Here is a 13,933-nt window from a genome sequence, read left to right on the forward strand (position 1 = left end):
GCGCAAGCGGTCACGACCGCGCGCTGCTGCAGCGCTCAGGCCGACGGCCATGGCCGCGGCCCGGCACGCATGCCACTACAGCGACAGCAGGCGCTGGAAGAAGGAGCGATAGCGCCTCAGGGCCAGGCGCAGGTTCTCTGTCGAGGCCTGATTTGCCGTGTCCGTTCCACCATCGACCGCGTTGCGTTCGCTGGAGAAGGTCTGACCCAGGTCATCCAGGACCTGGCGGACCAGCTGATCGGCCTGGCGCACCGCCTGCTTCGGATCGTCGACGAAGCCGATCTGCACGGCATCCCAGCTGGCGCGAAAGTCTCGCGCCGCATCGGGAGAGAAAAGCGGCTCCAGCGAGTCGTCTTCACTCCTGGCGGGTGCTCTCGTCTCGGCCGCCCTCGTCTCGGCCGCCCTCGTCTCGGGCATGGGGCGTTGGTCCAAGTCGTCCGGCGCGATGGCGCGGTCTGCCTGGGTCGATTCACGGTTCATGATCGGACCTCCACCGGCCGTGCCGGCATTCTTTCCCGTTCGACTTCTCTCACCTCGAGCAGGTCATCGAACAACGCCCGGTAGTGCACCAGCGCCTTGCGCAATTCCTCTGTGTCGGCTTCGCCGCGCAGGTTGCGCGCCCGAATGTCCTGTGCAGCGCGGTAGTTGCTCACCACGGCAGGATGGTCGACGGAGATGTCGGCCGCTCGGCGCTCGAAGTCGCCCATGGGATAGCCGCGCTTGAGCATCAGCTCGCGCACCAGTTCGTCCGCCTGAGCCACTGCCCCCTGGGGGTTGTCGACGAACTCGGCCTGCAGGCTGTTCCAGGCCTTGCTGAACCTGGCGCCTTCGCCCGGCGCAAGCGGAACGATGCGCAGCCCCTCGACGCGCTGCTGGCGTCTCTTGAGCTCGGCCTCGGCCTTCGAGCGGTTGCCCAGTTCCCTGACGAGGCGCCCGTACTCCGAGCCGAAGCGCTCCTCGAGTTGCTGGGACTGTCGCTTTCGCTGATAGAGGATCACGGCCAGCGCGACCAGTACGAGGATCACGACGATCGCCAGAACCAACCATGTCTGCGTGTTGACGGCATCCATACGCGTTTCCCTTCGATCGAACGCACCCGTGGTCCGCCGCGGTCGGCGGGGCATCGCGAGTGGGTGTAAAGGGATGCTGGTCCGGCGGCCGCGCCAAGCCAGTCGCCGAAGGGAGATTCAGCTGTGGGAGTCCACCTACAGCATGCCCGATGCACGCCGCGGACCAGCGCGCAAGCTCACCAGCTCACCAAGCCGTCCACTTGGCCTCGCTGGCCGCGGAGGCCACCGTGCGTTCGATGAACCGCACGCCGCGTGCGCCGTCTTCCACGCGCGGGTAATCGGCCGCGAGCGGATCGGCTGCAATGCCCGCGAGCCGCGCGCGGATGTCGGCCACCACGCCGCCGTAGATGTTGGCAAAGGCCTCGATGAAGCCCTCGGGGTGCCCCGCGGGGAGACGGCTGGCGCGCCGGGCCGATTCGCACAGCCACGGCGAGCCGCGCGTGAGGATGCGCTTGGGTCCGTCGTGCGGCAGGTGCAGCAATTCGCTCGGCCGCTCCTGGCGCCATTCGAGCGTGCCCAGCGCGCCGGAGACGCGCAGGCGCAGATCGTTCTCCAGGCCGGTGTTGATCTGCGAGGCGATCAGCACGCCGCGCGCGCCGCCCTTGAAGCGCAGGAGCAGGCTGCCGTCGTCGTCGAGCATGCGGCCCGGCACCAGCGCGCTCAGGTCGGCGCAGAGGCTTTCGATCTCCAGGCCCGTCACGCTGGCGATGAGGTTCTCGGCATGCGAGCCGATGTCGCCGATGGCGCCGGCCGCGCCGCTGCGCGCGGGGTCGGTGCGCCAGTCGGCCTGCTTGTTGCTGCCGCTGCCTTCGACGTGGCTCGCAAGCCAGCCCTGGTTGTATTCGACCACCACCTTGCGCAGCTCGCCGAGCTGGCTCGAACGGACCATCTCGCGCGCCTGCCGCACCATGGGGTAGCCGGTGTAGTTGTAGGTGACACCGAAGACCGTGCCCTGCTTTTTCACAGTGGCCACCAGTGCATCGGCCTGCGCGCGCGTGTGCACCAGCGGCTTGTCGCACACGACGTGGAAGCCCGCCTCGGCAAAGGCCTGCGCCACCGGAAAGTGCACGTGGTTGGGCGTGACGATCGAGACGAAATCAATGCGTTCTTCCGGCGGGCGGTTCAGCTCGTCGGCCAGGAGCGACTGCCAGTCGCCGTGGTTGCGGTCGTCCGCCAGCCCGAGGTCGCGGCCCGAGGCGCGCGCCTTCTCGGGGCTCGACGACAGCGCGCCGGCCACGAGTTCGATCTGCCCGTCGAGCGCCATGGCCTTGCGGTGCACGGCGCCAATGAAAGCGTCGCGGCCGCCACCGACCATGGCGCAGCGCAGCTTGCGAAGAGGTGTATCGGTCATCAATCTTCTCGAGATTCCTGGGTAACTGTCCCCTCTCCCTCTGGGAGAGGGCCAGGGTGAGGGCATCGGCGTTTGCGAGCACGCTGCCTATGCCATGGCCGCCGCCCTCACCCCAACCCTCTCCCCAAGGGGAGAGGGAGGCAGCTCAGAACGGCGAGTTCGGGTGGTAGAAATCTTTTGCGTTTTCCTTCGTGATCAGCACCGAAGGAATGATCGTGGTCGCGGGCAGCTTCTCCCCCTTCAGCCGCGCTTCGGCCGTGAGCTTGATCGCGTCATAAATGAACTTGGGCGAGTAGCTCACGTCGGCGCCAATGCGCTTGTCCTTGCCGTCCATGATGGTCTTGACCATGCCCTTGGCGCCCGCGCCGCCAAAGATGATCTTGATGTCGTCGCGCTTGGCCTGCTCGATGGCCTTGAGCACGCCCACGGCCATGTCGTCGTCGGCGGCCCAGATGGCGTCGATGTTCTTGAAGCGCGTGAGGTAGTCCTGGGTGACCTTGAAGGCGTCGTCGCGGTTCCAGTTGGCGTACTTGGCGTCAAGCAGCTTGATGTCGGGATGGTTCTTCAGCACCGCGTTGAAGGCGTCCATGCGCTCGTTGTCCAGCGTGGTGGCAATGCCGCGCAGCGCAACCACGTTGCCCTTCCCGCCGAGCTGCTTGGCGATGTACTCGGCCGGGATGCGGCCGAAGGCAGTGTTGTCTCCGGCCACGTAGGCGTCTTGCGCACTGGTGTCGGTGAGGCCCCGGTCCACCACGGTCACGTAGGCACCCTTGGCTTTCACCTGCGCCACCGGCTTGGTCAGCGCGGCCGATTCGAACGGGAACACGACCAGCGCGTTGATCTTGGTGACGGTCGAGAGGTCTTGCAGCTGGTTTGCCTGCTCGGGCGCGTTGGCCGCGGTCTTGATCGTGATCTTCAGGTCCTTGTGTTCCTTCTCCAGGTCCTTCTTCGCCTGGTTGGCCCAGTAGTTGATGCCGCCCATGAAGCTGTGCGTGGCCGCGGGAATCGAAACGCCGAGGTTCACTTTCTCGGCGGCGAATGCCGGCAGGCTCGCGGCCGCCGCGGCCGCCACGGCCGTGAGTGCGATGCGACGTGTGAAGCTTGTCATGCTGGATGTCTCCTTGTGGTTGATGGATTGGAACGGGAACGGCCTAGCGGCGTCCTCTCTGGAGGAACGCGACGATGATGATCACGAAGCCCTGCACCGCGGCGTTGAGGTACACGCTGATGATGCTGGTGAGGTTCAGGATGTTGCTGATGACCGAGAGCAGGATGGCGCCCACCACGGTGCCGGTGATGCTGCCCGCGCCGCCCTTCAGCGCGGTGCCGCCAACGATCACCGCGGCAATCGCCTCGAGCTCCCACAAGAGGCCGGTGGTCGGCGATGCGGAGCCCAGGCGCGGCACGTACAGCAGCGTGGCAATGCCCACGCACACGCCGAGCAGCACGTAGGTGAGGATTTTCACGCGATCCACGTCCACCGCCGCGTAGCGCGCCACCTGCTCGTTCGATCCGATGGCCTGCACGTAGCGCCCGTAGGCCGTGCGGTTCAAGATGACGCCGCCGATGATGGCGACCACCACGAACACCCACACCGGCACCGGAATGCCCGCCAAGCTCGCGTAGTACACCGGCGCATAGAGGTCCGACAAATCGTTGTCGAGCGTGAGCGCGCCGCCGTCGGCAAAGTACGTGAGGTACGCGCGAAAGATGCCGAGCGTGCCCAGCGTCACGATGAAGGGCTCGATGCGTCCCTTGGTGATCAGGAGCCCGTGCGCAAGGCCGAACAGCGCGCCCAGCACCACCGCGAGCACCGCCCCCATCACCACCGCCATGAGCGGCGAGCCCGAGGCGGGACCGGCCCAGTTGATGAACATGATCACGCTGCCCGCGATGAGAGCCGCCATCGAGCCCACCGACAGGTCGATGCCGCCCGAGATGATCACGAAGCACATGCCCACGGCGATGATGCCGATGAAGGCGGTGCGCGTGAGCACGTTCATGGCGTTGTCGAGCGTGGCGAAGTCGCTGTTCAGCAGCGTGCCGCCAATGCACAGCAGCACGAGGCCGATGACCGGACCGAGGCCGTGCAGGCGCTCGGTCCAGCGCGGCTTGCTTTCGCCGCGATGTTGCGCGGCTTCAGGCCGCGGCGTGGATGTCTGCTGTTCCGGTGGCATGAGCGATGAGCTCCTCTTCTGTCAAATGGTCGGCGTCGAGCGTGGCGACGAGGCGGCCCGCTCGCATCACCGCGACGCGGTGGCACAGACCGATGAGTTCCATCAGCTCCGACGAAACGACGATCACCGCGAGCCCTTCGCGGGCGAGTCGCTGGATCAGGAAATAGATGTCGCGCTTGGCGCCGATGTCGACGCCGCGCGTGGGCTCGTCGAGCACCACCACCTTGGGCTTGGGCTGCAGCACTTTGGCGAGCGCGAGCTTCTGCTGGTTGCCGCCCGAGAGCGAAGATGCCTTGACGTCGAGCGAGCCGGTGCGAATGCCGTAGTCCTTCACGGCCTCGGCCAGCGCGCCGCGTTCGGCCTCGGGCTGGAGCCAGGGCTGCGCATAGCGCTCGAGCGCCATCAGCGTGAGGTTCTGGCGCAGGCCGAAGTTCACGTGCAAGCCCTTGCCCTTGCGGTCTTCGCTCAGGTAGGTGAGGCCGTGCCGCGCCGCGTCGCGCGGATTGCGCCAGCCCGTCTGGTGCGGCACTGGCTTGCCGAGCATTTCGACATCGCCGCTGGCGGGCCGAAGGCCCAACAGGCCTTCGAACAGCTCGGTGCGGCCGGCGCCCACAAGGCCCGCAAAGCCGAGGATCTCGCCGGGGCGCACCTCGAAGTCGACGTCGTGCGCCCAGCCGGGCACGCTGAAGTTGCGCACCCGCATGGCGGGCGCATCGGCCGCCACCACCACGTCGCGCGGCGGGTACAGGTCGGCGAGTTCACGGCCCACCATGAGATTGGCCATCTGGTGGCGCGTGACCTGGGGCGTGGGTGCGCGCGCCACGAAGCGGCCGTCACGCATCACGATCACCTCGTCGGTCACCTGCTCGACCTCGTCCAGCTTGTGCGAGATGTAGACGATGGTCACGCCGTCGGCGCGCAGCTGCGCAATGAGCTTGAAGAGGCGCTCGGTCTCGCCGGGCGTGAGCGTGGCGGTCGGCTCGTCCATGATGAGCAGGCGCGCGCGTCGTGCGATGGCCTTGGCAATCTCTACCAGCTGCTTCTCGGCCACGATGAGCCGCCGCACCTTGGTGCGCGGATCGACTTGCAGGCCGACGGCGGCGAGCGCTGCCGCAGCATCGCGTTCCATCGACGCATCGTCGAGCAGCCAGCCTTTCTTCTTCTCGTGGCCGAGGAAGATGTTCTGCGCCACGCTCAGGTCTTCGGCGAGATTGAACTCCTGGTGGATCAGCACGATGCCCAGCGCCTCGGCATCGCGCGAACTCGCGAACTGCTGCGGCTGTCCGTTGACGCGCAGCGCGCCGCCGGTGAGCGACTCGTACCCCGCAAGAATCTTCATCAGCGTCGACTTGCCGGCGCCGTTCTCGCCGAGCAATCCGTAGACGCGTCCGGGCGCGAGCGAAAAGCTCACGCCGTGCAGCACCTGCACCGGGCCGAAGGCCTTCACCACGCCGTCGAATTCGACCGCGACGCTTCCCTTGGTTGCTGCCTGTGCCGTCATGGCGCCACCCCGCGGACTTTCAGTGTTTCGTGCATTGCGAGCACGCCTGCGCCGATCAGCCCGCCCTGCACGCCCAGTGGCGTGTACTGGATTTCCAGGTGGCGCGTGGAGAGCGCGAGCGAGCGCTGGTAGACGCTCTGCCGCACGGCCGCGAGAAACAACGGCCCGATGCGCGTGATGCCGCCGCCGATGAACACATGCGACGGATTGAAGAAGTTCACCACCGACGCCAGCATCTGGCCGATGAGATTGCCGGCCCGCTGGATGATGCCGTTGGCGGCCGTATCGCCGGCGCGGCTCGCCTGGCCTACGTCGACGGCGTCGATGCGCCCGTGCACGCGCAAGCATTCGGCGAGCAAGGCGCTCTCGCCGGCTTCGGCCGCCTGCACGGCCATGCGCGTGATGGCCGGCCCCGCGGCCATGGCCTCGACGCAGCCGACGTTGCCGCAGTGGCAGCGCGGGCCCTCTTGGTCGACGCAGATGTGGCCCACGTCGCCGGCCGAACCGGCCGCGCCGCGATAGACCTCGCCGTGGCAGACGATGCCGCAGCCGATGCCGGTGCCGATCTTGATCACGAGAAAGTTGTTTAGCGAGCGCTTCAGCCGCCAGAGCTCGCCGAGCGCCATCAGGTTCACGTCGTTGTCGACGAAAACCGGCGCGGCGTAGTCCTCCCGCAGGTAGTCGCGGATCGAGAAGCTGTCCCAGGCCGGCATGAGCGGCGGGTTCACCAGCTGCCCGATCTCGAAGTTGACCGGACCGGGCACGCCGATGCCAATGCCCAGCACGTTCCTGGCGCTGCTGTTGCAGCGCGCGAGCAGTTCACGCATGAGCACGCGCACCCGCGCCAGCACCACGGCGGGGCCTTCGCGCACGTCGGCCGGTTCGTCGTGCTGCGCGAGAACGGTGAGGTCGGGGCGCAGCACCGCGACGTCGAGGCTGGTGGCGCCGATGTCGATGCCCACGAGCACGCCCAGGCCGGCGTGGAGCTGGAGGTTTTCGGCACGCCGTCCGCCCGACGAGCGCTGCAGTCCGGCTTCGGCCAAGAGGCCTTGGTCGACCAGGCCCGCAATCAGCGCATTGGCCTTGCTCTTGGAGAAGCCGAGCTGCTCGGCCATGGCATGGCGCGATCCGCCGGCAGACCAGAAGGTGGTCTCCAGCAATCGCATTTCGTCCGCAGTGATGCCACTCCAGGGTGCCACGCGCCATGTCTCCGATATTCTTTTGCCATCCCGCAGCGGATGCTGTTCGGGCGGAATGCGAATACTAGGTGCGCGGCTTCAGCCGAACAAGATCGAACTTTGACCAAATTTGGATCAAAACGGCACAACCCGAAGCGCCAGACGCGAAAAAGCCGCCCGGAGGCGGCTTTTTGTGAAGCAACGACGAAGAGCCTTCTTCGCGCTTACTTTTTCTGGCGGTACTTGCGCAGCGCTGCGAGCTGCGCAGCCATCACGGCGAGTTCCGACTGCGCCATTGCGATGTCGATGTCGGTCCTGGCGTTCTTGAGCGCTTCCTCGGCGGCCGCCTTGGCCTTGTTGGCCTTCTCGTCGTCGAGGTCCTTGCCGCGGATGGCGGTGTCGGACAGCACGGTGACGGCGTTGGGCTGCACTTCGAGAATGCCGCCGGCCACGAAGACGAACTCTTCGCCGCCATCGGCCGTTTCGATGCGCACCGCACCGGGACGGATACGCGTGATCAGCGGGGTGTGGCGCGGATAGATGCCGAGCTCACCGGCTTCACCGGGCAGCGCGACGAACTTGGCTTCGCCCGAGAAGATCGACTCTTCCGCGCTGACCACGTCCACATGAATGGTGTTTGCCATCTTTTTTCCTTTGCCGTTCTATGGAGAACATCGGAAAGCAAGCAGTCGGCCGTCTGGTGAGGCGCCGCGCAGCCGTACAGAAGTACGGCGAGCACGGCAACGAAGCCAGGGGGTCGACCGCGCCGCTTTACGCGACCTTCTTGGCCTTTTCGAACGCTTCGTCGATACCACCCACCATGTAGAACGCTTGTTCCGGCAGGTGGTCGGCTTCGCCGTTCACGATCATCTTGAAACCGCGGATGGTTTCGGCCAGCGGCACGTACTTGCCGGGCGAACCCGTGAACACTTCGGCCACGTGGAACGGCTGCGACAGGAAACGCTGGATCTTGCGGGCGCGGGCCACGGCCAGCTTGTCTTCCGGTGCCAGTTCGTCCATGCCCAGAATCGCGATGATGTCGCGCAGTTCCTTGTAGCGCTGCAGCGTGCCTTGCACGGCGCGGGCCACGTTGTAGTGCTCTTCGCCGACCACGTTCGGGTCGAGCTGGCGCGAGGTCGAGTCCAGCGGATCCACGGCGGGGTAGATACCGAGCGAAGCGATGTCGCGCGACAGCACCACGGTCGAGTCCAAGTGGGCGAAGGTGGTGGCGGGCGACGGGTCGGTCAAGTCGTCGGCTGGCACGTACACGGCCTGGATCGAGGTGATCGAGCCGACCTTGGTCGACGTGATCCGCTCTTGCAGGCGGCCCATTTCTTCAGCCAGCGTCGGCTGATAGCCCACGGCGGAAGGCATGCGGCCCAGGAGAGCCGACACTTCGGTACCGGCCAGCGTGTAGCGGTAGATGTTGTCCACGAAGAACAGCACATCACGGCCTTCGTCGCGGAACGACTCGGCGATGGTCAGGCCGGTCAGCGCCACGCGCAGACGGTTGCCCGGGGGTTCGTTCATCTGGCCGTAGACCATGGCCACCTTCGAGTCCTCGAGCTTCTCGAGGTTCACGACGCCGGAGTCGGCCATCTCGTGATAGAAGTCGTTGCCTTCGCGGGTACGTTCACCCACACCAGCGAACACCGACAGACCCGAGTGAGCCTTGGCGATGTTGTTGATGAGTTCCATCATGTTCACGGTCTTGCCCACGCCGGCGCCGCCGAACAGGCCCACCTTGCCGCCCTTGGCGAACGGGCACACCAAGTCGATCACCTTGATGCCGGTTTCCAGCAGGTCTTGCGAGGGCGACAGTTCGTCGTACGCGGGAGCCTTGCGGTGGATCGAAGCGGTGAGGTCTTGGCTCACTTCGCCGCGCTCGTCGATCGGGCGGCCGAGCACGTCCATGATGCGGCCCAGCGTGGCCTTGCCGACGGGCACCGTGATGGGTGCGCCGGTGTTGGTGACGATCAGGCCGCGGCGCAGGCCGTCGGACGAGCCGAGCGCAATGGTACGCACCACGCCGTCGCCGAGCTGCTGCTGGACTTCGAGGGTCAGCCCGCCGCCTTCGAATTTCAAGGCGTCATACACCTTGGGCATCTGGTCACGCGGGAACTCCACGTCGACCACGGCGCCGATACATTGGACAATTTTTCCTTCAGCCATGGCGTTTCCTTCTGGATCTCAATAATGTTGCGACAGGTTCTTGCAGAAGCGTCCTTGTGCCATCGCGGGCCGCTTTTGCAAGAATGCCGGACGGGCCGGCACCCTTGATTTCAGATACTTCTTCCGATCAGCACTTCATTGCCGCCGCCTGTGCGGCGAAAGCATCGCTGGCAGCCTTGCAGGCCTGGCCCAGTGCGGCCTTGTCGGTGCCCAACGAAGCCCAGGCGGCCTTGGTCTGCTCCACGCTGGCCTTCATTGCATCGGCGGCTGCACCGCTTTGCGCGGACGCGCAGGCCTGCGCCTTGGACAGGTAGTCGTTGCACTCCTGCGGCAGGTCCGCGGCCGATGCCGTCGGCGCGGTTGCAGCCGGCGGTGCAGCTGGCGCAGGCGCCGCCGGAGCGGGAGCCGGTGCTGGCGTGGCGGCGGGTGCAGGCGGTGCCGCGGGTGCCTCTTCCTTCTTGGAGCAGGCAGTCAGCGCGGCGGCCATGGCCACCAGAACGAGAAGTTTTTTCATTATGCAGAGTCCCCTAAAAAAGGCCTTCGGTTATCGAGCCCGCAGAGCGGACCTCGAATGGCAATGTGGCCCGGTACATTGCCGCATCAAACACCGGCGGCCGCAGCGGCGCCGGACACGATTTCCGAAAGTTCCTTGGTGATGCCTGCCTGGCGGGTCTTGTTGTAGACCAGCTTGAGCTCGTTGATCACGTTGCCTGCGTTGTCCGTTGCCGCCTTCATGGCCACCATGCGGGCAGAGTGCTCGGAAGCCATGTTCTCGGCCACGGCCTGGTAGACCAGCGATTCCACGTAGCGCACCAGCAGCTCGTCGATCACGCTTTGCGCATCGGGCTCGTAGATGTAGTCCCACGAATGCTGGCCCGCCTCGACTTGCAGCGAGTCTGCGGCCAGCGGCAGCAGCTGCTCGACGAGCGGCTCCTGCTTGATCGTATTGATGAACTTGGTGTAGCACAGGTACACGGCCGACAGCTTGCCTTCGGCATAGGCGTCGAGCAGCGTCTTGACCGGCCCGATGAGCTTGTCCAGATGAGGCGTGTCGCCCAGGTGGGTGACATGGGCCACCACGCGCGCACCGATGCGGTTCAGGAAGCCCAGGCCCTTGCTGCCGATGGCCACCGAGTCGATGGCGATGCCCGCGCTCTGCGCCTCCCGCAGCTTGCCGGTGACGGCGCGCAGCAGGTTGGTGTTCAAGCCACCGCACAGGCCCTTGTCGCTCGTGACGATGATGAAGCCGATGGCCTTGGCATCGTTCTTCTTCATGAACGCGTGGGTGTACTCGGGATTCGCCTTGCCCAGGTTGGCCGCAATGTTGCGAATTTTCTCGCTGTAGGGGCGGGCGGCACGCATGCGCTCTTGCGCCTTGCGCATCTTGGAAACCGAGACCATTTCCATGGCCTTGGTGATCTTCTTGGTGTTTTCCACCGATTTGATCTTGCCGCGGATTTCCTTACCAGCTGCCATGAGTGCTCCTTGTCCGGCCGATCAGGCGAACGACTTCTTGAACGACGTGATGGCGGCGGTCAGCTCGGCTTCGGCATCCTTGTCGAGCGCCTTGGCCTTTTCGATCTTGTCGAGCAGCGCAGCATGGCTGGACTTCAGGAACTGGTGCAGGCCGTGTTCGAACGGCAGCACCTTCTTGATCTCCAGGTCGTCCATGAAACCCTTGTTCACCGCGAACAGCGTGGCGCCCATCAGCGAGATGGGCAGCGGGCTGTACTGGGCTTGCTTCAGCAGTTCGGTCACGCGGGCGCCGCGGTCCAGCTGCTTGCGGGTGGCTTCGTCCAGGTCGGAAGCGAACTGCGCGAACGCAGCCAGTTCACGGTACTGGGCGAGGTCGGTACGGATACCGCCCGACAGGCCCTTGATGACCTTGGTCTGCGCCGACGAACCCACGCGCGACACCGAGATACCGGCGTTGATGGCGGGGCGGATGCCGGCGTTGAACAGGTTGGTTTCCAGGAAGATCTGGCCGTCGGTGATCGAGATCACGTTGGTCGGAACGAAGGCGGACACGTCGCCGGCTTGCGTTTCGATGATCGGCAGCGCGGTGAGCGAACCGGTCTTGCCCTTGACCGCGCCCTTGGTGAACGCTTCGACGTAGTCGGCGTTCACGCGGGCTGCGCGTTCGAGCAGGCGGCTGTGGAGATAGAACACGTCGCCGGGGTAGGCTTCGCGGCCTGGCGGGCGACGCAGCAGCAGCGAGACCTGGCGATAGGCCACGGCTTGCTTGGAAAGGTCGTCATAGACGATGAGCGCGTCTTCGCCGCGGTCACGGAAGTATTCGCCCATCGTGCAGCCCGAGTAAGCCGACACGTATTGCATGGCTGCCGATTCGGAAGCCGATGCGGCCACCACGATGGTGTAGTCCATCGCGCCGGCTTGTTCCAGTGCACGCACCACGTTCTTGATCGACGAAGCCTTCTGGCCGATCGCGACGTAGACGCAGGTCATGTTCTGACCCTTCTGGTTGATGATCGCGTCGATTGCCACGGCGGTCTTGCCGGTCTGGCGGTCGCCGATGATCAGCTCGCGCTGGCCACGGCCGATCGGCACCATCGAGTCGATCGACTTGAGGCCGGTCTGCATCGGCTGGTCGACGGACTTCCGTGCGATCACGCCCGGAGCGACCTTTTCGATCACGTCGGTCATCTTGGCGTTGATCGGACCCTTGCCGTCGATCGGCTGGCCGAGGGCGTTCACCACGCGGCCAATGAGTTCGGGGCCCACGGGCACTTCCAGGATGCGGCCCGTGCACTTGACGGTGTCGCCTTCGGAGATGTGCTCGTATTCGCCCAGAATCACGGCGCCGACCGAGTCGCGCTCGAGGTTCAGCGCGAGGCCGAACGACGGCGTGCCGTCTGCCGTGGGTGGGAACTCGAGCATTTCGCCCTGCATTGCATCGGACAGGCCGTGCACGCGCACGATGCCGTCGGTCACCGAGACCACGGTGCCCTCGTTGCGGATGTTGGCGCTGACCCCAAGGCCCTCGATGCGGCTCTTGATCAGTTCGGAAATTTCTGCGGGATTGAGTTGCATGACTCTTTCCTTCTTTCTTTGAGGCTACAAGTAGAGGGCTGAAGACCGTCAGGCCGCCAGCGCAACTTTCATTTGTTCAAGGCGCGCTTTGACGGAGGTGTCGAGCACCTCGTCGCCGACCACCACACGGATGCCGCCGATCAGTTCCGGCTCTTGCTGGACCGTGACCTGCAGCTTGCGGGCGAAACGCTTTTCGAGCGCGGCCGCCACATTGGCCAGAGCCGCGGCGTCGATTGGAAAGGCGCTGTAGACCACGGCGTCGGACGAACCGCTCTTCGCATTGGCCAGTGCCCGGAACTGCTTCGCAATTTCCGGCAGCACCGAGAAACGCCCGTTGTCCAGGAGCGCACCCAGGAAGTTCTGGGCATTGGCAGTCAGCGGTGCACCGAAGGCGCCGGCGACCACACCGAGAACCTGTTCGGCCGTGGCCTTGGGGTTGTCGGCGAACTGCTTGAGTTCCGAGTTGGCCGCGATGGCGGCCACCTTGTCGAGCCATGCGCTGGTTCCGGCGACGTCGGACGACGACGCCTTGAAAAGCGCTTCGGCGTAGGGACGTGCGATGGTGGCGAGTTCTGCCATGGCTTCTATCAGAGTTCGGTCTGCAGGCGGGCAAGCAAATCGGCGTGAACGCCCGCATTCACTTCCTTGCGCAGAATCTGCTCTGCGCCCTTGACGGCCAGTGCGGCAACCTGCTCGCGCAGTGCTTCGCGCGCCTTCAGTGCCTGCTGGTCGGCTTCGACACGTGCAGCAGCAACGATCTTGTTGCCTTCTTCGGTCGCGCGGGCCTTGGCCTCTTCAACGATGGCCTGGGCGCGACGTTCGGCGTCGGCAAGACGTTGCGCGGACTCATTGCGTGCCTGGCCCAGTTCGGCTTCCACGCGCTTGTTGGCGGCGGACAACTCGGATTTGGCCTTGTCGGCTGCAGCGAGGCCTTCGGCGATCTTCGCAGCGCGGTCGTCCAGCGCCTTGGCGATCGGCGGCCACACGAACTTCATCGTGAACCCGACCAGGATCAGGAACACGATCATCTGAACGATCAGGGTACCGGTAATGCTCACTTTTCACCCTCTCTTTGGGATTGAATGCGAAGCCATTCCACGGAAGGGAACGACGTCACGGGTCCGACGAGAAAGACTTACTTCGGCAGGTTGGCGATCTGAGCCAGGAACGGGTTGGCCGTTGCGAACCACAGCGCGATACCGGTGCCGATAATGAAAGCGGCGTCGATCAGACCAGCCAGCAGGAACATCTTGGTTTGAAGTTCACCCATGAGTTCAGGCTGACGTGCGGCCGACTCGAGGTACTTGCTGCCCATGATGCCGATGCCGATACATGCGCCCACAGCGCCCAGACCGATGATCAGGCCGGCGGCCAGTGCAACAAAGCTAATAACTTCCATGATGACTCCTAGAGGACTTTGGTTGAAGAGAAAA

Annotated in this window: 15 protein-coding genes; all 15 read right to left on the reverse strand. The window is 65.1% G+C overall.

All coding sequences use genetic code 11. The annotated features are described in order from the left end of the window. Positions 1–75: 75 nt before the first annotated feature. The 15 genes from J2X92_RS19175 to atpE all read right to left on the reverse strand — a co-directional run bounded on the left by J2X92_RS19175 (position 76) and on the right by atpE (position 13,899). Positions 76–480 carry a hypothetical protein gene (locus tag J2X92_RS19175; RefSeq protein ID WP_307577749.1) on the reverse strand — a complete coding sequence of 135 codons (405 nt, stop codon included), beginning with the start codon at positions 478–480 and terminating at the stop codon, positions 76–78. Further along, on the reverse strand, positions 477–1,070 hold the full coding sequence (locus J2X92_RS19180) for a hypothetical protein (protein ID WP_307577751.1): 594 nt from the start codon (positions 1,068–1,070) through the stop codon (positions 477–479). The genes J2X92_RS19175 and J2X92_RS19180 overlap by 4 nt, the downstream gene beginning before the upstream one ends. A 184-nt stretch (positions 1,071–1,254) precedes the next feature. Continuing rightward, the gene (locus J2X92_RS19185) at positions 1,255–2,421 is read right to left on the reverse strand and encodes a Gfo/Idh/MocA family protein (protein WP_307577753.1); all 1,167 of its coding nucleotides are present in this window, start codon (positions 2,419–2,421) and stop codon (positions 1,255–1,257) included. Between the two features lie 145 nt (positions 2,422–2,566). Beyond that, positions 2,567–3,529: a substrate-binding domain-containing protein gene (locus J2X92_RS19190; protein WP_307577755.1), complete on the reverse strand. Its 963-nt coding sequence runs from the start codon at positions 3,527–3,529 to the stop codon at positions 2,567–2,569. 43 nt (positions 3,530–3,572) lie between these two features. After that, entirely contained in the window at positions 3,573–4,598 is a 1,026-nt protein-coding gene (locus tag J2X92_RS19195; RefSeq protein ID WP_093017225.1) for an ABC transporter permease, read from the reverse strand. After that, on the reverse strand, positions 4,561–6,099 hold the full coding sequence (locus J2X92_RS19200; protein WP_307577757.1) for a sugar ABC transporter ATP-binding protein: 1,539 nt from the start codon (positions 6,097–6,099) through the stop codon (positions 4,561–4,563). The genes J2X92_RS19195 and J2X92_RS19200 overlap by 38 nt, the downstream gene beginning before the upstream one ends. After that, complete coding sequence (locus J2X92_RS19205; protein WP_307577923.1) at positions 6,096–7,265, reverse strand: ROK family protein; 1,170 nt, start codon at positions 7,263–7,265, stop codon at positions 6,096–6,098. Before J2X92_RS19205 ends, J2X92_RS19200 begins: the two co-directional genes overlap by 4 nt. Positions 7,266–7,501: 236 nt before the next feature. Beyond that, positions 7,502–7,921: a F0F1 ATP synthase subunit epsilon gene (locus J2X92_RS19210; protein ID WP_307577759.1), complete on the reverse strand. Its 420-nt coding sequence runs from the start codon at positions 7,919–7,921 to the stop codon at positions 7,502–7,504. A 127-nt stretch (positions 7,922–8,048) separates the two neighbouring features. Next, the gene (atpD, locus tag J2X92_RS19215; protein WP_021012757.1) at positions 8,049–9,449 is read right to left on the reverse strand and encodes a F0F1 ATP synthase subunit beta; all 1,401 of its coding nucleotides are present in this window, start codon (positions 9,447–9,449) and stop codon (positions 8,049–8,051) included. Between the two features lie 127 nt (positions 9,450–9,576). Then, complete coding sequence (locus tag J2X92_RS19220; protein ID WP_307577761.1) at positions 9,577–9,963, reverse strand: hypothetical protein; 387 nt, start codon at positions 9,961–9,963, stop codon at positions 9,577–9,579. A gap of 86 nt (positions 9,964–10,049) precedes the next feature. Continuing rightward, on the reverse strand, positions 10,050–10,925 hold the full coding sequence (gene atpG / locus J2X92_RS19225) for a F0F1 ATP synthase subunit gamma (RefSeq protein ID WP_307577763.1): 876 nt from the start codon (positions 10,923–10,925) through the stop codon (positions 10,050–10,052). A 21-nt stretch (positions 10,926–10,946) separates the two neighbouring features. Further along, positions 10,947–12,500 carry a F0F1 ATP synthase subunit alpha gene (gene atpA, locus J2X92_RS19230; RefSeq protein ID WP_307577765.1) on the reverse strand — a complete coding sequence of 518 codons (1,554 nt, stop codon included), beginning with the start codon at positions 12,498–12,500 and terminating at the stop codon, positions 10,947–10,949. Between the two features lie 48 nt (positions 12,501–12,548). After that, positions 12,549–13,079 (reverse strand): F0F1 ATP synthase subunit delta, encoded by a 531-nt coding sequence (locus tag J2X92_RS19235; protein WP_307577767.1) that lies wholly within the window; start codon positions 13,077–13,079, stop codon positions 12,549–12,551. Positions 13,080–13,087: 8 nt separating this feature from the next. After that, positions 13,088–13,558: a F0F1 ATP synthase subunit B gene (locus J2X92_RS19240; RefSeq protein WP_007830193.1), complete on the reverse strand. Its 471-nt coding sequence runs from the start codon at positions 13,556–13,558 to the stop codon at positions 13,088–13,090. A 77-nt stretch (positions 13,559–13,635) separates the two neighbouring features. Next, the gene (atpE, locus tag J2X92_RS19245; RefSeq protein ID WP_007830191.1) at positions 13,636–13,899 is read right to left on the reverse strand and encodes a F0F1 ATP synthase subunit C; all 264 of its coding nucleotides are present in this window, start codon (positions 13,897–13,899) and stop codon (positions 13,636–13,638) included. Positions 13,900–13,933 lie beyond the last annotated feature (34 nt).

This window comes from Variovorax paradoxus (assembly GCF_030811855.1).
GTDB lineage: Bacteria > Pseudomonadota > Gammaproteobacteria > Burkholderiales > Burkholderiaceae_C > Variovorax > Variovorax paradoxus_L.

Bases quoted from the DNA above. Each gene is read 5' to 3' on its own strand.
- J2X92_RS19205 (WP_307577923.1), bottom strand. From the start codon at position 7,265: ATGCGATTGCTGGAGACCACCTTCTGGTCTGCCGGCGGATCGCGCCAT.
- atpA (WP_307577765.1), bottom strand. From the start codon at position 12,500: ATGCAACTCAATCCCGCAGAAATTTCCGAACTGATCAAGAGCCGCATC.
- J2X92_RS19185 (WP_307577753.1), bottom strand. From the start codon at position 2,421: ATGACCGATACACCTCTTCGCAAGCTGCGCTGCGCCATGGTCGGTGGC.
- J2X92_RS19195 (WP_093017225.1), bottom strand. From the start codon at position 4,598: ATGCCACCGGAACAGCAGACATCCACGCCGCGGCCTGAAGCCGCGCAA.
- atpD (WP_021012757.1), bottom strand. From the start codon at position 9,449: ATGGCTGAAGGAAAAATTGTCCAATGTATCGGCGCCGTGGTCGACGTG.
- J2X92_RS19200 (WP_307577757.1), bottom strand. From the start codon at position 6,099: ATGACGGCACAGGCAGCAACCAAGGGAAGCGTCGCGGTCGAATTCGAC.
- J2X92_RS19235 (WP_307577767.1), bottom strand. From the start codon at position 13,079: ATGGCAGAACTCGCCACCATCGCACGTCCCTACGCCGAAGCGCTTTTC.
- J2X92_RS19190 (WP_307577755.1), bottom strand. From the start codon at position 3,529: ATGACAAGCTTCACACGTCGCATCGCACTCACGGCCGTGGCGGCCGCG.
- J2X92_RS19180 (WP_307577751.1), bottom strand. From the start codon at position 1,070: ATGGATGCCGTCAACACGCAGACATGGTTGGTTCTGGCGATCGTCGTG.
- J2X92_RS19210 (WP_307577759.1), bottom strand. From the start codon at position 7,921: ATGGCAAACACCATTCATGTGGACGTGGTCAGCGCGGAAGAGTCGATC.
- atpG (WP_307577763.1), bottom strand. From the start codon at position 10,925: ATGGCAGCTGGTAAGGAAATCCGCGGCAAGATCAAATCGGTGGAAAAC.
- J2X92_RS19220 (WP_307577761.1), bottom strand. From the start codon at position 9,963: ATGAAAAAACTTCTCGTTCTGGTGGCCATGGCCGCCGCGCTGACTGCC.
- J2X92_RS19175 (WP_307577749.1), bottom strand. From the start codon at position 480: ATGAACCGTGAATCGACCCAGGCAGACCGCGCCATCGCGCCGGACGAC.
- atpE (WP_007830191.1), bottom strand. From the start codon at position 13,899: ATGGAAGTTATTAGCTTTGTTGCACTGGCCGCCGGCCTGATCATCGGT.